Origin of the sequence: Halorubrum xinjiangense (genome assembly GCF_049604745.1) — an archaeon.
Classification (GTDB): Archaea; Halobacteriota; Halobacteria; order Halobacteriales; family Haloferacaceae; genus Halorubrum; species Halorubrum xinjiangense_A.
This window is the reverse complement of sequence record NZ_CP187140.1, coordinates 2,584,632-2,608,627: the sequence shown is the minus strand read 5'-3', so window position 1 is coordinate 2,608,627 and position 23,996 is coordinate 2,584,632. Positions and strand designations below refer to the sequence as shown.

General features: G+C 56.1%; 12 protein-coding genes and 2 pseudogenes. 6 read left to right on the top strand and 8 right to left on the bottom strand.

Translation table 11 applies throughout. The features are described 5' to 3' along the window. Positions 1-19 precede the first annotated feature (19 nt). Together ACOZ35_RS14285 and ACOZ35_RS14280 are read left to right on the top strand one after the other, a co-directional pair. Entirely contained in the window at positions 20-1,642 is a 1,623-nt protein-coding gene (locus ACOZ35_RS14285; RefSeq protein WP_424014192.1) for a hypothetical protein, read from the top strand. 147 nt (positions 1,643-1,789) lie between these two features. Next, a pseudogene (locus tag ACOZ35_RS14280) lies at positions 1,790-2,619 on the top strand (zinc ribbon domain-containing protein); the annotation flags it as partial. A 131-nt stretch (positions 2,620-2,750) separates the two neighbouring features. Here the strand turns inward: ACOZ35_RS14280 and ACOZ35_RS14275 are convergent. The 4 genes and pseudogenes from ACOZ35_RS14275 to ACOZ35_RS14260 form a co-directional block, all read right to left on the bottom strand. Further along, complete coding sequence (locus ACOZ35_RS14275) at positions 2,751-4,373, bottom strand: hypothetical protein (protein ID WP_424014191.1); 1,623 nt, start codon at positions 4,371-4,373, stop codon at positions 2,751-2,753. A gap of 402 nt (positions 4,374-4,775) precedes the next feature. Further along, positions 4,776-7,625 (bottom strand): HVO_2072 family ArtA-dependent S-layer glycoprotein, encoded by a 2,850-nt coding sequence (gene csg, locus ACOZ35_RS14270; protein WP_424014190.1) that lies wholly within the window; start codon positions 7,623-7,625, stop codon positions 4,776-4,778. A gap of 249 nt (positions 7,626-7,874) precedes the next feature. Further along, positions 7,875-8,697: pseudogene (locus ACOZ35_RS14265) on the bottom strand (IS5 family transposase). 1,126 nt (positions 8,698-9,823) lie between these two features. After that, entirely contained in the window at positions 9,824-11,080 is a 1,257-nt protein-coding gene (locus tag ACOZ35_RS14260; RefSeq protein WP_424014189.1) for a hypothetical protein, read from the bottom strand. 237 nt (positions 11,081-11,317) lie between these two features. Here ACOZ35_RS14260 and ACOZ35_RS14255 point away from each other — a divergent pair, with 237 nt between their 5' ends. Then, a complete protein-coding gene (locus ACOZ35_RS14255) occupies positions 11,318-12,241 on the top strand; it encodes a DUF7260 family protein (protein ID WP_424014188.1) in 924 nt (307 codons plus the stop codon). Between the two features lie 57 nt (positions 12,242-12,298). On the opposite strand, the gene ACOZ35_RS14250 is transcribed toward ACOZ35_RS14255, so the two are convergent. From ACOZ35_RS14250 to ACOZ35_RS14240, 3 genes are all read right to left on the bottom strand, one after another. After that, entirely contained in the window at positions 12,299-12,928 is a 630-nt protein-coding gene (locus ACOZ35_RS14250; protein WP_424014187.1) for a TetR/AcrR family transcriptional regulator, read from the bottom strand. Continuing rightward, positions 12,925-14,331: a tubulin/FtsZ family protein gene (locus tag ACOZ35_RS14245; RefSeq protein WP_424014186.1), complete on the bottom strand. Its 1,407-nt coding sequence runs from the start codon at positions 14,329-14,331 to the stop codon at positions 12,925-12,927. Before ACOZ35_RS14245 ends, ACOZ35_RS14250 begins: the two co-directional genes overlap by 4 nt. An 84-nt stretch (positions 14,332-14,415) precedes the next feature. Next, positions 14,416-15,588, bottom strand: a complete 1,173-nt coding sequence (locus tag ACOZ35_RS14240; protein WP_424014185.1) for a tubulin/FtsZ family protein — start codon at positions 15,586-15,588, stop codon at positions 14,416-14,418. Between the two features lie 385 nt (positions 15,589-15,973). On the opposite strand from ACOZ35_RS14240, the gene ACOZ35_RS14235 reads away from it, so the two are divergent. Next, complete coding sequence (locus tag ACOZ35_RS14235; RefSeq protein ID WP_424014184.1) at positions 15,974-18,049, top strand: PGF-CTERM-anchored ABC transporter substrate-binding protein; 2,076 nt, start codon at positions 15,974-15,976, stop codon at positions 18,047-18,049. A 45-nt stretch (positions 18,050-18,094) separates the two neighbouring features. On the opposite strand, the gene ACOZ35_RS14230 is transcribed toward ACOZ35_RS14235, so the two are convergent. Continuing rightward, on the bottom strand, positions 18,095-20,653 hold the full coding sequence (locus ACOZ35_RS14230; protein WP_424014183.1) for a hypothetical protein: 2,559 nt from the start codon (positions 20,651-20,653) through the stop codon (positions 18,095-18,097). A gap of 156 nt (positions 20,654-20,809) precedes the next feature. Here ACOZ35_RS14230 and ACOZ35_RS14225 point away from each other — a divergent pair, with 156 nt between their 5' ends. Beyond that, positions 20,810-22,240, top strand: coding sequence for a sugar transferase (locus ACOZ35_RS14225; protein ID WP_424014182.1), 1,431 nt, complete (start codon positions 20,810-20,812; stop codon positions 22,238-22,240). A gap of 510 nt (positions 22,241-22,750) precedes the next feature. Further along, on the top strand, positions 22,751-23,959 hold the full coding sequence (gene glmU / locus ACOZ35_RS14220) for a bifunctional sugar-1-phosphate nucleotidylyltransferase/acetyltransferase (RefSeq protein WP_424014181.1): 1,209 nt from the start codon (positions 22,751-22,753) through the stop codon (positions 23,957-23,959). Positions 23,960-23,996 lie beyond the last annotated feature (37 nt).

Below are 23,996 nucleotides of genomic sequence, written 5' to 3'. Positions count from 1 at the left end.
ATGATTTGCCGGCTGGGTAATGGTATACAGCGGAGTTCATCAGTATAATATGACACTAAATGTCACTCAATTGGGCAAAAAGCCCACTTACAGGCGCTTGGGGAGTGTTTTGTGTGGTGTATGTATCATATTTCTGTTCATATACACCGGGGCCGGGGCTGTAACTGCACAAGAGACGGCAGTCAATATGACTATTGATGATGAACAGCTTACAGCTGGAGATGAGTTGGTGGTATTAGAAGATCCGAATACAAACATTACAGTCACGGCAGAGACACCAATTGATTTGGTTGAACTTCGTGTTAACGGGGACGTTTACCGATCGTACCGTCCAAACTCAACACAGTTTGATCGTTCACTTACGCTTGAATTAGACCCGAACGAGAATGACGTCGAGGTGATCGCGAAGACGGATAGAGTAACAACAGTTGAGACATCTGTAACAAAGCATACCGCCGCGCCTCGTGTCCGATATATCTCGCCGTTCTCGACAAGCATCAAAGGCGGGCCGAATAGTACAGTAAATGTTACTAGTGGGCAGATTACACTGGCTGGTGATCTTCACACGGTGTTAGATGTTAAACGGATTCGGATTGAGCGAACTAGCAACTACGGGTCAGGTGAGAACAGCTCTAAAGAAGATCGAAGGATCCATCGCATTTCGAACCCTGGAGATTCATTTTCTCAAGATCTCTTACTCGCCAATGGAACAAACGATATCGTCGCCGAGTATACGGACAGTCGAGGCCGCACAAACACTGATCGGTTTACCCTTGTCCTTGATGACAAAACGGATCCCGAGATCGAGTTTGAAGTCGAAAATCAAAGCTATACTGACACCACGAGCATTAGTGGAACAGTTCGGGATGAAACAAAAATTAAACGTGTTGAAATAAACCGGACTTCGAATAACGGATCACAGATACTGATGATGAGTGGAACCGCAAAGCCAAATCCAGATCTGCTTGAATATAGCTTCGATACATCGGTCGAGTTATATGACGATGATGATGACAACGAGTTCCAGATTACAGCAGAAGACGCCGCAGGGAACATACGCAATAGAACACTTTCAATTAGCTATGATCCACAGCCAGATGTGAGTGTTACAGAGGCAACAACCAACGTAGAAACAGAGACGGTCCGCGTCACCGGGACAGTTTCAGAAGCAGAGATTAGTCAAGTTACGGTTGAGACGATTAACACACGTACGGGCGAACGACTCGATCTTGTTCGAGTGTATGATGCGGGGAGCTTTACTGATAGTGTTAACTTTGATCAAGATCTTAGATCCTCTCCTGAAAACACGATGGTATATGTATTGGTAAGCTATCGCACTGGACAATACTCAACAAAAATCAGACCAGATGTTCCAGACACACAAGAGGACGGGGACAATAGTACAGCGTCCGCCAACAATGCGACCTCAACAAAATCTGAGGAAACTAATACTACAGCACAAAACACATCTAAGGGAAATACAACTAATCAAAGCGCCAACGATACAGATACTACTGGTGGGGAAAAGACACAGTCAGACTCCGGAACAGAGTCACCAGCACTTTTCCCAATCCGTACACGTGATGCCTTTGGAGGGACAGTCATCGTGGGGGGAATATACTTGCTTGGACATTGGGTATGAAAATTTGTGTTGTTGAATCGTGTACGCTGTTGGATAGCGGTGCCGGCGAGCGGACAGATTTTGAGTCCTCTTGTTAGCGGTTGTCCCAGTGGTCTCAAAACCGGTATCGTTCCACCATGGGTCAGAGACCGCTATTCAACGCGGCGGAAAGAACACTTCTCAGACTTCCTGCTTTGCGAGTACCAGACCCGGCCAGACGTTGACCTCTCGGAAGTCAACAGCGTACAGAATGTTCGTGGCGTCTGGAACGGTGACGAATGAGAACTTCATTCCGTGTGTAAGGTCGAACTCGAAACAGTGGATTCGGCTGGCGACGGCATCGCAGGGATCGACCTTGGCATCACAAACATCGCCACGGTCGCGTTCCCGGATGAATACGTATTGTACCCCGGCAACTCACTCAAAGAAGACAACACTACTTCACCAGTGTCAAGTACGACACCGAGGGAGAGAACGGCCCGTCAGAGCAGTCGAGGTGGGCGCGTCGGAAACTCTCCGAACGTGAGACACACTTCTACCACACGCTGACGGACGCCATCATCACGGAGTGTGTCGAACGCGGTGTCGGCACGCTCGCGGTGAGTTAGCCTGAAGACGTCCGAGAATCAGACTGGGGATAAAACGGGGATAAGAAGCTCCACTCGTGGGCGTTCGACCGCATCTACCGGTACCTCGAATACGAAGGCGAGATGTGCGGTGTTGCGGTGCCAAAAGAGAACGAGTGGAACACCTCAAAAGCGTGTTCTCCCTGTGGAGACGACACGAAATCGAACCGCGTCGAACGTGGCCTGTACGTCTGCTCGTCGTGCGAGTTGGTAGCCAACGCGGACTGTAACGGGGCGGAAAATATGCGTCAGAAAATAACTCCGAGTCCTCACGGCGAGGATAGGAGTAACGGCTGTGTGGCACAGCCATCGACACACTTGTTCGACCGCGAGAGCGGGACGTTTCACACGAGAGAACGCGCCGTGTCGTAGATCAGGAAATATCTCACCTGCGGCATGGGAACCTCGCCGTTTGCGGCGATGAGGATATCACTAGCAGAACTCCGTTTTTAACACCTCTCCCGCCTGAGGACGTGGGAGGATGTCAAGTCCACAATTGTACTTCAGTTTACTCTGGTCGGTCCAGCAATTATAGTGTCGTTTTGACGAACTAAAACGTCGATTTTGTAGTCAGATCCAGACTCGGAAAAGTCAAATTCACAGCTGATAGTTCCATCAGATTGAACTGTTGCCACGCAATTCTGGACCTGACTAATACCGCCATCTGCCTCTTGACCGTCAGCACGAATAATGACCGTGTTCTCCGGCGCAAGGTTTGTGCTTGCGGTGACAGATAGCTGTGAAGTCTCGCTAATAGAATAGTTTGTGACTTCAGCATCGGGCGTAGCAACGTTGAATCGTTCTGTTAGGTCCACCTGTGGGAGGTCTGCTGGCGCGGAATCCTTGGTCTGAAGTCGAACTGCGTACTCCCCTGTGGTGAGCACTGAGGTATCTGTATTGGCCACAAGTTCGTTCGCGTCGGATTCATACGTGACATTGAGCGCCGACAAGGGAGCTGTTGGCGGCGACTTGTCCGCGCTTGATTCGAACTGGAGGTCAATACCGTAGCCGAGTGTACCCTGACCGGCAGGCCCGTACAGAACTGTTCCCAGCTCTTGGTAGGTTGCTTTTTTTCCAGTCAGCGTGACCGCGACATCTTGCGATCCGGATGTCTCAGGGTTCCGAACCTCGTAGACCGCGAGGAGAGTGTCATTCTCTGAAACTGTGATTGAGCGGTCGAAACTGAGCGTGACCTGCCCATCAGTGCTTGTCTGGATATTCTGGATAGCGGCACTCACAGATCGATCGACAGAGCCGTCACCGGTCTCATCAACCCCAAGGGTGTTAATGTCTCCTCTGGTAAGCTGATATACAGATGCTCGCGGGGCGCTTTCTTCGGCACCGTAATCAATTGTCAACGACCGCATAGTAATCGATTGGTTGGGCGAAGTCTGCATCGTGTGGCTCGTACGGGCACTCGGAGAACTATCTTCAGGGTAAATTAGGTTCTTCCCTGGCAGTGACCCCTCAATGGCACCCCCGAGACCGCCGACAGAGAATCGGGTCCGGACATGGTCTCCAGTAGCCGCAGTCGGGACCTGAGTGGTAGTCGACGACGTGCTAGTGTTGGGTCCCTCAATAACACCCGTTGTGGACTCGTTCGTGGAGGCTGTGGACGCTGAAAGTGGCGTTTCAGGCGCGACAACACTCGTGTTGCTCCCTACTTCACCCGGGGGCTCAAGAAAGAGCACAGCTGCGACGCTTGTCGTCGCCGTTGATGCGATCAGATTATATCGGCCGGTGTCAAGTACGGCTCCTGGTTGTTCGCTCGATTCAGCGATGAGGTCAGCGCTGTCGTCACCGTCGACAGCTGTAAACTCAGCTGTGTCACCCTCTCCGGGACCTCTAAAGGTGTTAAATCGAATACTGACAGTTCCATCATTGTCACCATCTTGTGCCCTCACAGTTGCTCTATACTGCTGATCTGCAGAGTGAACGCGTAAAAGGGCCTCATCAGTGTCACGAAGCTGGAGATTAATCGTCGCGATATCGCCCTGCGTCGTCGTGGTCTCGGCGTCACTAAAACCGACTGCGGGTCCCGACTGCGCCGTCGCTGGAGCGGCAAGCGCGGTGGTGGCGCTAACGAGAAGAATGGTCACGACGACCGCAGCGATACGTGTATTCATCTGGATGTCCGTCTCTACCGCTGTGCCGGGTAAATACTTTCTGTCGACAGTCACCCTTGAGTAACATGGTCAACTTGTATTCCGTAAGATCAACCAAAAACAGAAATGTAGGTCAAGAACGCAAGTTCCTGTCGCGGCGTGATGATCGCAGTCCCCAGTGTTGGGCGTCGGCTAGCGGGTGTCCCTTTCGATGAGGGAACTCCGCGTGGCCAATTGGGAAGAAACAGTGTTGACGCTCTGTTGCCTCATTCGGTCAGACTTCTACCACGACAACAGTCATGGGCCTCTACCCTCGCAATGAATGTGAAGCTGTGGCTTTCGCTCGTTACGTATCGGGGTTGAAAAATGGAGCCGCGAACCGCAGAGAGCCGAACGGAAGGCCCGTTCGGTTATTAGCTGGCGTTAGTTGTTGCGACGGGTCGCGAGCAGCGCAGCCGCGATGAGAGCAACAAGTGCGACGAGCGCGCCGAAGCCGGGCGTGCCGTCGTCGGTGGAGTCGTCTCCGCTGGAGTCGTCTCCGCTGGAGTCGTCACCAGAGGAGTCGTCACCAGAGGAGTCGTCTCCGCTGGAGTCGTCACCAGAGGAGTCGTCACCAGAGGAGTCGTCACCAGAGGAGTCGTCTCCGCTGGAGTCGTCACCAGAGGAGTCGTCACCAGAGGAGTCGTCACCATCGTCACCGTCATCAGGCTGCTGACGTTCTTCGACGATTTCGACGTTGACGCGGTCTGTACTCTCCCCATCGTCGATCTCAAGAATGTATGTTCCAGTCTCGAGGTCAGACGTATCGAAGGTGTTCGAGAACTGCCCGTCACTACCCCACTCATCAGTGGAAGCGGACGTGACAGATTCCTCTTCCTGATTCAGGATTTCGAACGTGACTGCCGCGTTGTCGGGCTGACGGTTCGTGTCACCTTCGACAACCATCGTTTCACCGACTGCGACCGGGTTAACGCCCTGAGCCTGCGCATCCTCAGGGTAGACGTTGTTGATCCCGAGCGTCGCGTCGTTGAGACGGAACGTCGTCGAGACCATCAGATCGTCACTGCCAGTTTCATCGATCGTGTTTGCGACGATCGAGCTCCGGATCTGGTCACCACTGCTCTGACCCCCACCGAAGCCGCTAATCGTTTCGGCAAGAGCGCTAGCGTCTGCGTAGCCATCTCCGCCATCACCGAATTGAGAGTCTCGGCCAGGGGAGATCACGTGAGCGGACACCGAGCCCTGCGAAATCGAGTCAAGGGAGATGTCATCACGGTCGAACGTGTCGTCACTGTCAACAGATACGGTCCGAGTTTCCACGTCACCACGCTGGCCAACGAAGGCAACGACAACGTTGTCTTGGCCAGCAGCAGTGCCGTTCACATCGATCTGGTTGTCGACAGTTGCGATCTGGCCGTTAATCGTACCGAAGTTAGCGGTCAGGTCGCCTGCTTGGACATCGAGCGTGTACCGCGCACTCGAGGCGGTGGCGAACTCTGAGGTGGAGAGCTCGCCGTCCGCAAAGTTCCCGTTCGAACTGCCGTCAAGGTCAGCGACATCGACAACACCGATGTCGTAGGACCCTTCGAAGGAGAAGATGTTGTTGGCGCCCGAGAGCCGAACGTCTTCCTCTTCGAAGGTATCGTCCGAATCAACAGAGATGGTGGTGAGATCATCAGTGGTCACCTCATCACCATACTGCTCTTCGTCGAGGTTGAGCGGCTCCCAGTTGTCATTGTCACGCGCAAAGATGGCAACGGTGTCTGCGCTGGTAGCCGACCCGTTAATGTCGACCTCAGAGCCGACAGTGTAGGAGCCTGTCGGGCTGTTAAGACTGACGTCTCCTTCATTCACGTCGAAGGAGACATCATCCACAGAGTCGTACCCAGAAGTATTCCTGATCGCGTCCGCTTCTGTCTTCCCCTCGTACACGTCGACATCGATCGACGCATCGTCAAGGTACGCTGTCTCGATGGAACCAGCTGCAGTAGTTCCATCGACTTCGACGAGAGCGTACGCGTAGTCGACATCGTCAATGTCTTCCGTGCTAGCGCCCTCGACGGTGTCATCCGCGCTTAGGTCGTAAGCGCCAGTTTCAGAGACATCCTGAACGTTGCGGAAGATGTCTTGGGCGTCCTCAACGCTGAGGTCGTCGCGGAAGTCGGATGCATCGATAGTGACAGTGTGGTAGTCGGCGTTCGTCCCACCACTCACCGTGTAGTCAAGATTGTCACCACGAGTGACGGAGTCCTCAGCAGTTTCCAGCGAGATGGAATCCTGGGAGGTCGTTTCGATGGTGTATTCTTCGATAACGCTGTCCTGGTCGATGCTCTCGGCACCTTCGAAGATGACAGTGTATTCACCGGAATCCTCAGTGCTGAGGTCAATGTCGAGGCGCGCACTCCCGTCGTCGGCAACGAGAGTGGATCCATCTTCCATGACCTCGTCGGTGATATCAGCGCCACTTGGGTCTTGGACTTCAACGCTGAGGTTTTCAGCGTTCGCGAAGTTCCACTCTGCGTAGACCTCAAAGTTCCGACTCCCATCAGTCACAGCGCGCGAGGAGGAGATCTGGCTAACGTCGTTCTCGTTCAGCTGAACCTCTGCCGTGTTAATCCGAGGCTCAACAACGGAAACAGCGAAGCTGTTACCATTGTAGTTTGCACCAGCAGTCGAGTAGGTGCCGGTTTCTTCGTTTTCCGGAATCGGCATCTGGAGCGGCGTACCTTCACGGTTTCCAGAGGTACCCTCTAGATCGCCGACATCAACTCCGGAACCATCACTATCAACGAAGCTGATGTCCTCCTCACCCTGGAAGACCTGGGTGTTGTTGTATGCCGTGAGAGTACCGGGACTCCGGCTCTCCGGCTGTACCTGAGCGGAATCACTGCTGACTACTGGCCCAGTGGAAGCACTATCAGCGGAATCGCCCGCTGAGAGGCTTGCGTCATCGAAGACGTGTGCCTGGTACTCGCCACCAGACTCAACAGAGAGCGAAGTCGTCTGCTCTCCAGTTTCAACGCCCTCAACGACATCTACAACAGTGAGGTCACTGTCGGTTTCAGTGAGAACGACATCACCGGGACTTCCGGCAATATCTGTATCTACGCTAACGGTTCCGTCATCAATCTGTTGGTCCTCAAAGGTGATGGTTGAATCGTCGTTGGCCGCTGCAGCAGGTGCGGCAGCGAAGCCGACGGCGACCATGGAGATCACCATGAGGACACTGAAGAAGACCGCGTTGGCCTTCGTACGTGTATTGTCGTTTGTCATTGTTTATTTTTTGTCAGCATCCGAGTACGCCAGTCGTTTTGTCCGCGACACACCGTCTCAGTCGTATTCACGCTGTGAGACGGATACTATGTGTTGGATTACTCGCGTCTGCCGTGTTCGGGGGTAGAGGCATATTGGAAAAGAGTCGGTTGTTATAAATACTTTGTGTGTTCCTTAAGACATGGTATAACGTACCAAGCTATGAGAGAGTTGTTGAGACTGCTGTGTTGAATAGATGCTGATTCACGGTTACAGCGGCTCACAGAGTGGTTCTATGTTGGTGATGGCGAACATCAAGACGATTTCACGGAACTGCCGATACCAGCCCAGCGCTCGCACGGCATCGCCGAGCAAGCGCTTCGTTGTCGAATACGATGTTTCGGCCATCCACCGCTGAGAGTAGCCCTTCGCTCGGTTGAGTGCGTTATTCGCAGCTGCGTTCGCTGACGGGCCGCGGTAATGAACGAGGTACTCAACGTCATATGCGGCGATTTCGCACTCGGTATGCCAGTCTTGGAAGCCGTTGTCGGCGGCGACGGACTGCAGGTCGTCCGCGTTTCGGCGGACGACCTGCGGTCCAGTCTTCGTATCATGCTTCCACCGAGCTGCGATGTGAAGATCAAGAACAGCCAGCGATTCCACATCTGTCAATGTCGTCACTTTCAGCGTCTGTATCGTTCGTCCCGCCCGCTGGCGAAAGTACTATGACGCACGTCGGCGATCGAAGAACGTGCTGTCGAGAGCGGCGTGGCCAGACTGCGGGTACTGCTGCGCGGAAACGCGCAGCAGCGCCCGCCATACCCACATTTCAGCCGATCAAACGACTTGTAGATTGTCGTGTGATCAGGAAGGTCGTCCCGAGCTAAGTCGAGAGCGTCACGAACTTCGTCCATGTACTTCAGCCGATTCGGCGTTTCACGGTAGCTGTGGGTCTCTTCGAGCCGAAAACAGTGGAGAACGACATGAACCCAGCGGGCGAACCCGCCGCTGGCGGGCTCGCCCGCATGCTTCCCCAACCTTGTTTAGCTAGGTGACGACACTGCTCGATGAAGTCGAGGATATCGATCTCCAAGTTAGGTTCGATTTCCTCGGCTTCGCCCTTCTAAACCCGTGATATCGGCTGATAAGATCGCTCTTCAACAGAGCAGTTGAGACAGCTATTTTATATCAGTGAGTTCAATGTATGGAACGGTTGCTACTCAATATGATCTGATTTATATCTTGTCAAAGACTCATTGTCTTTTTTCCGGTGAGTTGTTATACCATACTGGAGGGGCAGAATACAGCTTGCGGATGGTGGATTCCAGAGGTACAAGAAATTAACTGGTCGCCATAGCAGTCGTTTCGGAAATCCTAGTTGATACCCAGCAGAGCACAGTTTACATAGTGCTGACACATCTTATCGGGGGCCGACATCTCACTACATCACTATCTGTCGGGTCCAACGAGACAAGAATTGAACGGTAAGACGCCGAGAAACGAAATTGGATAGTTATTTAATATAGATCTTCATCTCAATAAAACGGACTTACGCTCATTTCAAGTCACAGGCTACGGGAATGATCGCCGATTCGGATTATAACGGTTTAGCCCATCGGACAGCGATTTCAATGTCAAACTCAGCAGGGTCTGTCGATCCATTCGCGTCGTCAGCGTCGTACTGAATGACGACACCGGTGAGGGTGCGCGTTCCCGAATCAAACGAATCGTACGTCCGCTCAATGTAACTCCGTCCAACAGCAGTGCGATCAGTAACACGTGGTGGATGATACGTCCGGTCATCGTCCGGCGGCTCATAGTAGGCATCGGCACGCAACTCAAGTGTTCCATACTGTGCTGGTCCGACATTGGAGATGACGATATCAGCAATAATCTGTGACTGATATAGCGATTCGACGATACGGTCAATACGAATTGTCTCAACAGCGATACCGGCAGCATCAAGCGAAGTTGTGATGCCTGATGATGCGTTATTCGGCGGTCTAGAATCCGCTGATTGAGACCCAGTAGACGTCCTTCTTTGGGGATGTGATGAATCGTTTGTACGCGACTGAGACGACTCCTCAGACGCATCAGCCGAGGATGTCTCACTCTCAACAAGGCAGCCAGCAAGGGACAAAGACCCAACAGCAACGAGGAGCTGCCGCCGAGGATAAGGTTGTGTCATACGTGGTATTTGATGGCACCCAAATTAAACCCTAACCACATGGGTCAGCCTGAAGCACCCAACTGTCAGTAAGGTGGTCCTGCCAGCGAGGTCGTTCTTCCCACGCATCGCCAGAAAAGCCAGTAGCAAAAACGAACGCACCAGCCTGAAGCAGATATCCGTACTGAACACCCGGAAAGTCATCAAGATTAGTCCGATCGCTCCCTGCCTCGTGGTGATAGTAGCGGTACCACTCAACCGAATCAGTGGACGACGTTCCCTCCGGGGTAATTGTGGTAGTCCCTTCGGTGGTCCCGGCCTCAAGCATAGTTGTAATTTGCTCGCGTGCAGTCGCGCGATCGTCGTAGTGTTGAACGTGTAGTGGGGTACCGTCTAGATCGCCGGGCGGGCCACGAAACGCGTTGCGGCGGCGTTCAACAGGATCCGGACGAGATGCGAATGTGAAAAATAATTCGTCAGTACGGCCTGACGGTTGGACGACCGGCCCTAACCGATTCCGGAGGCTGTCTCGACGAGTCGCCGGAAGCGGATCTGCAGTGAACGTGGGAGAGTATTTTTCACTCTCATCCGCATACGGTTCATACGCGAGCGTTGTAAACGTGCGACGAGTCGGAATCGCCAGTTCTACGAGAACATCATCGACGGCGCATGGAACAAGCCGGTCAAGCAACCGGTTGTGAATTGGCGCCCGTGAGAAGCGCCCCCCAATATACGCCGACGTCTGAATTTGGAAAAACGAGAGGCGCATCCGATCGAGTTCCTCGACAAATCGGTCAGCGTCGTTCCGACGGGCCGCACGATTCAGTGCTGGGAGATGTTTCTCAGTCCGTGACCGGAGTAGGTCAGCAGGAGAAAAATGGGGTTCAAGCGCTTCCGTGGCGTGGTCGGCAGCGTTGTATCCCGCAGTTTCGAGCCGATCAACCATGGTTACTGTCGGCATCTTTGGCTGGTGGATAGTGTCACGAATCCCGGCTACAGTGTCAAGCACATCGTCAATAGCGCTTTTGTACGACTTGATTGCCTGTTGGTACGAGACAGCAAACCAGATCAGATCAGAAACAACTGCCTGAGTCGTCTCAGCTATGGGTTTCCGTGGGCCAGTCAACCCTCCGTTGTCGTCCGTTGAATTGTCAGTAGAGGGCTGATCGGTGCCAGGCTCTGTCGTAGTATTTGAGCCGTCCGTCGATTCTATTTCATCTGGATATCTCACTCCATCTACGCTTAAACAGCCAGCTAAGCTCGAAGCAGCGCCGAGACCAACAAGAACGTTACGGCGCGTTCGTTGCATGTCGCTATATCAGGAAGGCTAGGACTTAAATCACACAGGTAGAACTATAACCATTGTGAGACATAGGTCAGTGAACCCAATCGATGACGAAAACAACACGGTGCCAGATGTGGCACGGTGGGCGAGTTCCGACAGGCGACTCCGAGTGTCGGTAGTGGACTCACAGATAGCGGCTGACATGGAGGCGATCAGGGTAAAAGCGTCTACAACTGTTCAACACTGATCGTACAGGTAATCATGAGACTCCCCCTACCCATTGCTGACCAGCCCGAAGCGTGTGTCAACGTGTGGTATTGTGGGGTAGAACTGCTCACGTCACCACTTGTGGTTGGGATAATCGCAAGCATTGGAGCAGTACTGTTGCTCGTAATGGATGAACTCCAGACAGCGGTTGAAGCGTGTCGGACTGAACGAGAGTGCGTTGTTGCGGAGCGAGACGCATTTCAACAATTTCAGACGCGAATACGACGAGTTGATCCGGTGACAATCGATTCACCAAACGCCTCACAGACAAATATGGGTGACCGGTCACGAGCAATGGACGCACCCTCAAACCCAGGTGATGCGACGCTCAAGTATGTCCTCTCTACGTATGAGCAGACAGTACGGTCCGTTCCGCATTACAGTATTGAAAACGAAGAGACACTTGCTGAAAATCTTGCTGCTGAACTCGGAGAAGACATTGTAACATCATTAGCAACAAACAAGGTCCTCATTCCAGCGGTCCAGCAAGCGATTGTTGATCGAAGTCAAAATGCAATTGACGCACGCGAAGATCTTGTAGATGCAATTACTGATGAGATAGATCTACTCACACATTACCAAACAGAACTGACTACTATCGAGACTCGGCAGCACAACCTCCGGGAACATCTTGACACCGTCCAGACACGTCGTGGTGAAGCGGCATTCGACATCTGGTGTGCGCTTCAAGAACTTGAAACGGAACTGGATGAAATTGCCAAGCAACGACAAGCTGATCTCCGGGATCCGCCGATCGCTGAGCCACCAACTGAGAGCACGTCTGGTGAACAGTTGATGTTTTGTGAGTATCTGTATGCGGAAAGTGATGCGCCACAGTATCCAGTGCTATCAGCGATTGGAGATCTTGGAACAGCCATCCGAACCGATATCGAACAGATCAGAACGAAGTTTGGTTGACATCCTCCCCGAGCTAAAGCGCGAGGCTTTCTCCTCGATTCTCCGTCAGAGACAGGGCTAAAGGGGTGGGTTTCCGCCTCGGTCTGCGATAAGTTCTGAGTCAAGATACGAAATGAGCGATGTGTGCGCCGCCGCGATAGCGTCGCCTCGGTCTGTTGTGAGACGGCTGTACATAACACCGTTAATCGTTGCGAGAATATATTCAGCAACCTGTGAGGCGTTGACATCATGAAAAACATCTTCAGCAATACCACGGTCAATGAGTTCTTGAATAGTGGTCGCCAAATACTCATCAACCTGGGTGAACTGAGCGCGGATACGAGTGTTCGTGAGAGCCTGCGATCGGAAGCCAACAAGCACCGCTTGGAACTGGTGGCTATCCTCAAGTGGGTGCGGAGAGAGGAGCTTGTCAATCAGCTGTTTGAGATCTTGGGCCGGGTTCTGGCTTGCCTCAGTGTTAAGAGATGATTCAAACTGGTCAACAGTAAATTCAAGCAGCGTGACAAGCAAGTCGTCTTTCGAGTCATAGTAATGGTATATCAAGGCTTTTGATCGCTCAAACTCATCACCGATACGAGCAATAGAGAGGTCAGCGTAGCCATGTTTGAGCAATGCTGAGTATGTTGCTTCCATGATGTCTTCTTCTGCGGCGCTCCAGTTCGAATCCGATTGATCGCGTGTCGTCATTCGGTTGATTCTGTCGTCTCAGAGGCAGTATCAACCTCATCAAAGTCGAACTCAACAGAGTGTGAGTCACCATCCGATTGCGACTTACCAGACTGTGTTCGCACGCTATCACCTGTTTCAGTCTGTTCTGGACTGGACGATGTCGTCGCTGAAGTGGTCGTAGCAGAGTCTTGTGTTACAACTGCACGACGCTGAAGTTGGTCGATCTGCGGAACAGAGGTCACATTTGCGAGGACGACAGTTGCTGTGAGCTCTGTCGTGTTTTGGATCGGTTCGTCGCCAGCAAGTACCTCAACCGTCTCTGTTTCGTCTTCGAGAAGGTACCGGCCGGTCTCAAACCCTTTCCGAGAGATCGTATCTGGGGGCCCACTAAGGATGAGCAAAACCCGGTCTGCGGAGGTGATATCACATGGCAGCGTCAGTTTCGATTGTACTGCGCGGCTGATGAGTGTCTTTATTTTTGCTGCATCGACAGGAGTCGATCCAGATGGGGAGGACCGACCAAGCAACCGAAGAATCCGGGCCAAGAGTCCATGGGTTTCACTGTCAATTTCAATCGTGGCACGACCAACAGTCGTTACTCCACCAACAGCAAGGGTACGCGAGATATCAGCAGGATCAATCCGAAGTTCAGACTCAAATGTGGTGTTGGCTTCGCCAGCGCCGAAAACACTCAATAGCCGATCGACAGTCATTGAATTAATCGACTGATAACAGTCAGCAACGGCATCAGTCTCATGACACCAAGTGTTATTATCAACAAGAAACGTCGACTCAGCCTGAGGGACAAGTGTTCGAAGGCCACGGGCAGCAGTCAATGCTCGCTGGTCTGACTCTGTGTCAGCAGGGAGAACGCCAAGTGTGTAGACTGCCGTTTCATAAATGTCGGTGAGTTCATCAAGCAACACACTACCGACACCAGCACCAGTGCCGCCGCCAAGTCCAGCAACAACCATCGTTGCTGCGACTTCGGTTTCATCGATTTTATCGAGTGCCCGTCGAATTTCTGGCCGATCCGCTTTGGCGACTTGTGCGCCAACATCTGGATCGCCACCGACACCATACTCGTTGATATCATATCCACGCGTGCGCGAGTTACTGGAGGTACCTTGTTGACTCGTGGCTGTGGATGTCTCTGATTGTAGTTGGGAATCGTGGGACGAATTTGGGGAGTCAGTAGCAGGTGAGTTCGAGTCTCGTCGAAGTACTGCCGGGTGTGTATCACCGAGGAGAACGTGCTGGTCAGTACTGAGCGCTGTTGTTTGAGAGAGTGGTTGTGACTCAGTATGAAACGCGAGAACGTTTCCATCGGTTACCGGCCGGCCTGTGCGGCGTTCAGCTCGGACAAACTGATCAACGAGTCGGGTGCCACAACCACCAACGCCGAGAAGTGCGACCTTCATTCACACACCAACTGATGCGAGTGATGGTGGCGGCCAACAGAGTGGTGATGCGTCTGTCGGACAAGCGTTTGACGACGTGTTCGCTCAAACAATAGGGTCCAGATCATTGTCGTCATCGGTAATCAGCGACTGAATTTCCTCTTCGCGAACCGCATCCTGTTCTTGAATCTTGTTTTGTGCGTCAACAGCTTGATCTTGGATCTCACTAATTCGTGGTGTATCAGTCACATTGGAGAGTAACACTACTGCCGCAAGCGTTGATGAGTCAGGCCGAGGGTCATCACCAGCAAGCACGTCAACGGTGTCAGCCTCTTGTTCTAGCCATTCACGGGCAGATTCAACACCTTTGCGTGAGATTACATCTGGCGGTCCAGCAAAGACAATCAACGCACGGTCAGCACTCGAAACGTCACATGGAACGGTGAGCCGAGAGTTCGTCGCACGACGCACCAAGCCTTTGATTTTTGCAGCATCTGTTGATTCACCCTGCGAGTCGTCAGCCTCTTTGAAATTGGCCAACAGTCCTTCTTTTGCGGGAGTAACATCAGTAGATGCGTATCCAATCGAAGAGACACCACCAGTGTCGAGTGTTCGCATAATGTCACTCGAATCCATTGCGTTCTCACCCACCTCCGACTCATCAACTTCGCCGGCGGCGAGCAGAGTGACAATGCGTGTCGCAAGTTCTTCGTTCATCTCTTCGTAGCCCTGCTCAATAGTCTGCCCGCGAGAACGCCACGCATCGTTGTCGAACGCGATGAAGTTGTCAACCTTGTTGACGAATGACTGAAGCGAGCGGGCAGCGTTGAGGGCTGGTCGGCCGCCCTCGTATGTGCCAGGTAACACTCCAAGTCCGTACACTGGCTCATCGTACATCTTCTGTAGTTCGTCGATAACAACGGGAGCAGCGCCACTACCAGTGCCTCCACCAAGGCCGGCTGCGACTAAGACGGCATCAACCTCGTGAATTTCAACATCGTCGAAGACGCGCCTGATTTCATCAATGTCAGTTTGCGCAACCTCAGCACCAATTTCAGCATCACCTCCAACCCCGTGTCCACGCGCTTTCTGGTGGGTGTCGCCGATTAACACCCGGCGATCTTCATCGAGATGTTGTGGTTTAGCGAGGTCTGTCCGAGCCGTATTGATGACAAGTGCGTGACGGCACAGATTACGACCAGTCTCAAATTCAAACTCAATCATCTGGTCGATAAGCTTGCTGCCTGCGTTACCGACCCCGATCGTTGCGAGTTTCATTGATTGGTACTCCGTTGAGCCGTATGAAAGTGTGCTGGTTGCGGATGGACCTCATCGAACCCTGAGTACGTGGCTATGGAACAGGCCATTGAATACTGGACCGTATGGCTCGGGACGTATTAATCTGCGTCAGACGGGACTATCGATAGTTGGACTAGATACAAGACAAACATGCCAACGCAAGCAAGATTGGAATAATAAAAACTATATTTCACAAACCCGGCTGCCAACTGTGAAGAACTTGCGAGTGATTCTACTGGCGGTGATTGTGGTGACAGCAGTTGTTGGAGCCTCAGGAACCGCCGCTGGAGCACACCCGGCAGGAGCAGAGTTCGAACACTCAGAGAGTGAAAGTCTGTCTGCCGATTACAGCGGTCAGGAACCGATGCAGACAGCAGAAAATAACACCTGTGAGTTTCCGCTCAACGTGACTGATGCGACAGGGACAGAAATCACGCTTGATGAACAGCCGGATCGGATCACGACAACAAACCCGTCAGCAGCCCAAACGCTCTGGGAGATCGGTGCGCAAGACCGGGTTGTTGGTGTAACCGAATTTTCGGGGTACTTGAACGGGACTGACAGCAAAACGAATGTCTCCGCAGAATTCGGTGTCAGCGTCGAAAAAGTCGTCGCAACCGATCCCGATCTTGTGTTAGCACCTAACGCCTCAGCTGATCAAGTCGCAGATCTTCGTGCACAGAATCTCACGGTCTACCATTTCCCGGCCGCGACCGATACCGATGATATTGCGGCAAAAACAGAGCGCGCAGGCCGTCTTGTCGGGAACTGCGAGGCTGCAACGGAGGTGAATAATGAAATGAACCAGACTGTAGAGAATGTAGAAAGCCAGACCGCTGAGCTTGACCGTCCCGATGCACTGTATCCACTTGGAGGCGGGTATGTCGCTGCTGACAATACCTTCATCAACGAGATTATGCAGATTGGTGGGACTACGAACGTCGCAGCGTCAGAAGCAGATGGATATCCACAACTTTCTGATGAAGTCATCCTTAAAACAGATCCTGAGGTCGTACTTGTAACTGATACAGAGGGCGCAATTCTTGAGAAAGAACCCTACGCCAGCACAACTGCTGGGGCTGATGATAACTATGTAGTTATGAATAAAAGTTATCTAAACCAGCCGGCGCCCCGGAGCGTGATTGAGTCAACAAAAACGCTCGCAGCTGCTGTTGAAGACCTACAAGCCGACAAAACAGAAGATACGACCGATAGTAGTGATACATGTGGGTTCCCGCTTACTGTAACAGACGCGACAGGGACAGAAATTACGCTTGATGAACAGCCGGATCGGATCACGACAACAAACCCATCAGCCGCCCAGACGATCTGGGAGATCGGTGCGCAAGACCGGGTTGTCGGCGTAACCGGATTTGCTGGGTATCTGAATGGAACTGACAGCAAAACAAATGTCTCCGCAGAATTCGGTGTCAGCGTCGAAAAGGTCGTTGCGACTGATCCCGATCTTGTGTTAGCACCTAATGCCTCGGCTGGCCAAGTCGCAGATCTTCGTGCACAGAATCTCACGGTCTACCATTTCCCGGCTGCTACTGATACCGAGGATATTGCCTCGAAGACAGAACGCACAGGCCGTCTTGTCGGAAACTGCGAGGCGGCAACTGACATAAACACTGAGATGAATCAGACCGTGGAGAATGTTGAAAACCAGACCGCAGATCTTGACCGCCCCGATGCACTGTATCCACTTGGAGGCGGGTATGTCGCTGCTGACAATACCTTCATCAACGATATTATGCAGATTGGTGGGACTACGAACGTCGCAGCGTCAGAGGCAGATGGATATCCACAGCTCTCGGATGAGGTAATCCTCCAAACCAACCCTGAATTAATAGTTGTGACAGACTCTGAGGCGTCGATCCTTGAGCGGCAGCCGTATGCCAGCACAAGTGCGGGTGAAAACAATAATTACGTAGTGTTGAACAATAACTACCTCAATCAGCCTGCGCCTCGTAGCGTTATTGAATCAACAAAAACGCTCGCAAACGGTGTTGAAGATCTTCAATCAGAGGATGATAGAGACGAGACAAGTGGAACAGATGGATCCGGTGGCTCAGGTAATGACGAGGATGACGGGAATGACGAAAATGAGCAAGACGAAACAACAGTAGATGCGAATGAAACGGCTGTGGATACGAACGAAACGGCTGTGGATACGAACGAAACGGCTGTGGACGAAAATCAGACAACCACCGATACATCGAGTAAAGAGAATACTACCTCAGCGGAGTTCAATGGCACCTCTAACGATGAGGATGATAAGACTGGGACATCCAATGATGTTGCTAATCAAGAGACTGAGCAAGACGGTGGACCATCCAATACAACTGATGAGGGGACAGAGTCAGAGGTTCCTGGATTCGGAATTATCGTAACCGTGTTAGTGATTCTTGGCTTCGCATATCTGTCGCCACGGGAGTGAGCGAGTAGAGGAGGGGAGGGGAGGCTAGTTCACTGAGATTGCGCGCTACCCCGACTGAACGACTGTTTGATTGCCATTGTGAACAGCGTCATTGGTTACGGTCACAGACTGGGTTCCAACCTGATACTCCCCGGGGTGTGCGACCCGGATTGTTGCGGTTCCGTTCGAGACAGCAGCGTGACGTTCATACTCGAACGTTGTGCCAGTTGCTGTGACTTCACCGGACGAATTGGGTACAGTCACAGTTGTTGTTGCGGTCACCGTCCCGTTTTCGACGCCAACCGAACTGGGCTCTGGCACGGAGATCGTCGCGCCGGGGACAACCGCAAACGTCCGGATCTCCTCAGTGGCAGTGAGTAGCTGGTAATGGCCGGTTGCGGCGGTGTCGTTGACGCCGACGCCGAGCCCATCATAGAGGGTTGTGTAAGTAGACTCTGTTGGTGGTGCGTTTTCGCGTTCAGTAACGACGACGTACCCGACACGATCTTGAAAGCGGTTGTACCACTCGTCTGGGTGTGTAGCGGTAAGGAACTGATCGTAATTGCTTCGTGCGTAGCTGTAGCTGCGGGCTTCACCGTTTACGAAGTAGTTGTACATTCGATTGTCGCCCCACTGGCTCAACACGAAGTTTTGTGGGTACTCACGGTCGACATCCTCGGCGTGGGAATCGGCTGTGAGCGCGGCGTCGAACTGCGCGCGGTCGTGGGTCGTCTGCCCGACGAGCGACGGGACGAGGAGGAGGTTGAACAACAGCACGAGCGCGACCGTCGCGGCGAGGTACCCGCGTAGGCGAGTCCCCTCCGGCAGCGCAAGCGACGTGATCGCGGTCTCTCCACCCGGTTCGCTGTCCGCTCCAGTGCGGCTCGGTCGACCGCGGCTCGATCGGCCGCGAGTCGGCGGGGAGTCAGCGTCGTCGCCGCGACCGAGGGCGGCCACTGGACGCGCGATGTCGATCGCCGACAGGAGGTAGACAAGACCAATCCCCGCGAACGGCGCGATCATGATCGCCAACTGTCCGGCGAAGCGGACCTGAATCGTCGCAAGCAGCGTGTAGTACCACGCGAAGCAGACTAAGACGAGCCAGCCGGGCTCGTAGCGACGCGCGGTTGCCCACGTCGCGACCGCAAGGACTGCGATCGCGAAATAAAATCCGAGGCCGAGTTGGAGCAGCGGCCCGAACACCACCGCGAAGTCCGGACTGAATAGCGAAACCGTTTCGGTGATCCCCTCACGGAAGAACAGGTCGGCGGCGCGCGTCCGAATGCGGTCGATGTCGCCCGGGCGCAGGCGTGCGTAGGCGACGAGTCCGCCGACGGCGACGACCGCCTCGGCCGCGACGAGCGCAAGCGGCGGCAGCGAGACGCGGCGCCACAACTCCCCCAGCCCGACCACGACGAGCGCGCCGCCCGCGACGAGGACGGGCGTGACCGCGGCGATCGACTCATGCCACCCCAGCGCGAGGTGCGCGCCCAGCGCTCCCACGGCGCCCAGCCCGAGCCCGGCAAGCAGGGGGGCGTTGGCGTAGGTCGGAGAGAGGTCCCGCCGAACGTCGAGCGCGACGCGGAGCCCGACGACGGCCGCGACTGGGACGAACGTGAGCGGCGAGCCGCCGTAGGCGTGCGCGGAGGCGGCCACGGAGACAGCGAGCGCGATCGCGACGAGCCACATTCGCGCGTCGCGCGCGTGTGCCCGTGCGGCCGCCTGCGGGTCAGTATCTTCGATCCGTCGCGCGATGTCGACCCCGAGCGCGGTCAGCGTCGCGACGAGCAGCCCGAGCCACAGGTACTGGTGGGCCTGGTGGTCGAGGAATCCCACGGAGGTGTACACGACGTTCACGGGTGCGAGCCCGTAGAACAGCACCGCGGCGAGCGCGACGCGGACGTCGCCGGTGAGCAGGCGCGCGGTGCGGTAAACGAGGTACCCCAGACAGACGGACGCGACGACCGGGAGCCACGCGGCGACGGAGGGCGCGGCGTCGACGCCGCCGAGCAGGACTGTCACCCACCAGTTCGTCGCGTGGGCGAGCGGGCGCGTGCCCGCCGCCCCGCCCATCTCTGCGAACAGCCCCAGATCGAAGATTCCGTCGGCGCGGGCAGCGAGTCGCTCCTGCCAGTAACGGAAGAAGTACGTGTCGTTGGCCGGCGAGACGACGAACCCCTGCTGGAACACCGCGGGCGCGGCCACGAGACGCGCGCCGGCAACCGCGAACAGCGTTCCGACGAGGCCGAGCAGCGTGAGGGCGTCGACGTCGGCCGTCGTGGGGAACCGCGACGATACAGCGTCGCCGCCATCGGCAGTTCCGCCCGTGTCGACGTCGCTCCCCTCGGCGGCTACGGCCGAGTCTTCGCCTGCGGCAGCCGGGCCCGCCTCGATCGCGGCGCGGATCGCGTCCGGATTTGCGAGGCGATAGCCGTCGTCGACGGACGTCGCGAGGTCCCGGGCGACGAGTTCGCCGAACTGGCCGGAGTCGAGGGAGATATCGGCGAACGTCCACGGCTCCCCCTGGGCGTCGCGCTCGACGAGGGTCGCGAGCGCGTCCTCGGCCTCGGGGTGGTCGGCGAGGAACTCGCGTGCGGCCGCCGTCGTCTCCTCAGGCGCGGGCATTGGCTGTCATCTGTCGGGGGCGCCGATTAGCGGTTTCGGTCGCGGGCGGGACGCGGCCGTCGTGGCGGGGGTGTCGTCGCGGGTACTCACTGTCAATTCCCGTTTCCAGGGCGGGAAACATAGTGTTTAACCCGATACATGTGACAGTAGTCGATAATGGATACGGGATGGCGGTACCGCGCCGCAAGCGTGGGGGGCGTCGCCGGGCTGGTCGCGCTCGCGGTGATGCTCGCCAACAACGGGACAGTCCAAGCGACCGCGGCGATGGTCCCGGTCTTCGGTCGCCTGCCCGTGGACCCGCCCGCCGGCGCGGAGTTCGTCATCGAGGTCGCGTTGACCGTCGTGGTGGTAACGGCCGCGTTCGTTCCCCTGTACAAGCCGCGCCCGCGGCGAATCCTCGACATCGTCGCGCTCGCGCACAAGCGCACCTTCGTGGCCGTGTTTGCCCTCGCGACCATCGGCTACTTCGATTACACCTACAAGATGCCGCGGCTCACACTGGTGTTGATCACGCCGCTGCTGGTGGTCGTGTTGCCGGCGTGGTTTATCTGGCTGCGCCGCCCCGAAGCGCGCAGCGAGCGGGCGATCATCGTCGGGGACGACCCCGCACAGATCGCGGAGATCGCGCGTGGCGCCGACCTTCCGCTGCTCGGCTATCTCTGTCCGACGACGGTCCACGCGTTGACCGGCGCGCAGTCGGCAGCCGAGGATCCCGGCGTCGAATCCGCCGGCGTCGCACACGCCGTAGACGGCGGCCGCCAATCGGCCGGACTGGCGCGGTTGGGCGGCCTCTCGCGGCTTGAAGATATCCTCGTGGAGCAGGATATCGACACGGTGGTGCTGGCGTTCGACGAGCCCGACCGCGCAGAGTTCTTCGGCGCACTCGACGCGTGCTACGAACACGGCGTCGCCGCGAAGGTCCATCCGGCCCACGCGGACACGGTACTGACTGACACGCCGGACCCGAACGCGTCGCTCGTCGACGTCGAGATCGAGCCGTGGGACATTCAGGACTACATGTTCAAACGCGGCTTCGACATCGCCTTCTCGGTGATGGGGCTCCTCGTGTTGACGCCAATCATCACGAGTATCGCGGTCGCGATCAAACTCGAAGACGGTGGCCCAGTGTTGTACCGACAGGAGCGGACCGCCGTGTTCGGCGAGACGTTCCCCATCTTCAAGTTCCGGTCGATGACGCCCGAGGGCGAGTCGGCGACGCCGATCGACGACGCGGAGAACGACCGCATCACACGGGTTGGTCGCGTACTCCGCCAGACGCACCTGGACGAGATCCCGCAGCTATGGTCGATTCTGCGCGGCGATATGAGCGTCGTCGGGCCACGAGCGGTCTGGACCGAGGAGGAACACCTGCTGGAAGACGAAGCCGAGACCTGGCGCAAGCGGTGGTTCGTCAAGCCCGGGCTGACCGGGCTCGCGCAGATCAACGACGCGAGCAGCGTCGACCCGCGGGCGAAGCTCCGATACGATCTCCAGTACGTGCGCGAGCAGTCGTTCGCGTACGATCTGAAGATCGTGGCGCGGCAGCTGTGGAAGGTCGGCGAGGACGTGGTGACGGCAGTATTGTGACAGAGGATGAGAGCTTACTGGGAGGGACAAGACCAGCTGTGAGGATGGCGATGGGGTCTGCGAGAATGGAGACAGCAGTTTGTCCGTGAGAACTACACAGGAAAAGATGAGTGTCCTGTGGATCGATCGAACCCTCACACCACGGGGAGTACACTACTCCCGATCGAGCGCCTCAACGACGACCGCAGGAGACCGGAGCAGCCGGTGGACCCGATCGTACCTCAGCGGTGAGGGCTCTGTTTGGGTGACAACCTTCTTGTAGGCATCGCACACCTCCGCACTACGAAACTACGTATCTGTTCCATTTCTTCTGTGAGCACCGCGAGTACACAGAGAACGTGTTTCACGGCGGTGTCTGTCCGCTTACTGCCGGGGCACGCGACGAGGACGACGCCACCGCGCTGTTCGAGGCCGCGCGAAACATCGTCGACCGGGCCGCTACGGATCGGGACTGACGACTCCTGCCGCCGACCGCAGCCGATAAGCCCCGGCCCTTCGTCGGTCTCGGACATGTACGGAGTCGTGCTCGCGGCCGGCCGCGGGACTCGGATGCGACCGCTGACGGACCGCCGCCCGAAACCGCTCCTCCCGGTCGGTGATCGCTCGCTACTCGAACGCGTGTTCGACGCCGCCCGCGACGTCGTCGACGAGTTCGTCGTCGTGACGGGGTACCGCGGTGACGCGATCCGGGAGGCGATCGGCGCGTCGTACCGCGACCGCCCGGTCCACTACGTCGAACAGGCGGAGGCGCTGGGCACGGCCCACGCCGTGGCGCAGGCCGAACCAGTCGTCGACGACGACTTCCTCGTGCTCAACGGCGACGTGGTCGTGGACGCGTCGCTCCCCCTGGCGCTCGCCAACGCGGGCGCGCCGGCCGTCGCGGCCACCGAGGTCCCGGACCCGCGGGCGTACGGCGTGCTCTCGACTGCCGAAGACGGCTCGCTCGCGGACATCGTCGAGAAGCCGGCGGACCCGCCGACGAACCTCGCGAACGTCGGCTGCTACGCGTTCGAGCCGGAGGTGTTCGAGTACATCGACCGCACCCCCGAGAGCGAGCGCGGCGAGTACGAGATCACGACGACGATCGATCTCCTGCTCGGCGACGACCGCCGGATCGACGTGGCGCGATATGATGGGACTTGGCTCGACGTTGGGCGTCCGTGGGAGCTGTTGGAGGCGAACGAGCTGGCGCTCGCGGAGCTCAGCGACGAACGCGAGATCGCCGGCACCGTCGAGGAGGACGTCCACCTCCACGGGCCGGTCATCGTTGAGGAGGGCGCGCGAGTGCGCTCGGGGGCCTACGTCGAGGGACCGGCGCTGATCCGCGAGGGCGCTGACGTTGGGCCGAACGCGTATGTCCGCGGGGCGACCGTGCTCGGTCCCGACGTCCACGTCGGCCACTCGGTCGAGGTGAAGAACTCGCTGCTGATGGCGGACGCCTCTGTCGGTCACCTCTCGTACGTCGGCGACTCGGTACTCGGCCGCCAGGTGAACTTCGGCGCGGGGACGAACGTCGCCAACCTCCGCCACGACGGTGAGAACGTCCGCCTCGGCGTGAAGGGCGAACGCGTCGACACCGGGCGCCGGAAGCTCGGCGTCATCATCGGCGACGGCGCGAAGACGGGGATCAACACCTCGCTGAACGCCGGCGTGAAGCTCGGCGCCAACGAGGCGACCGGGCCCGGAGAGGCCTTGACGCGCGATCGCCCCTCGGAGTAACGTCGCTGTCGGCCGGCGGGGCGCCGCCGCGCCCGCG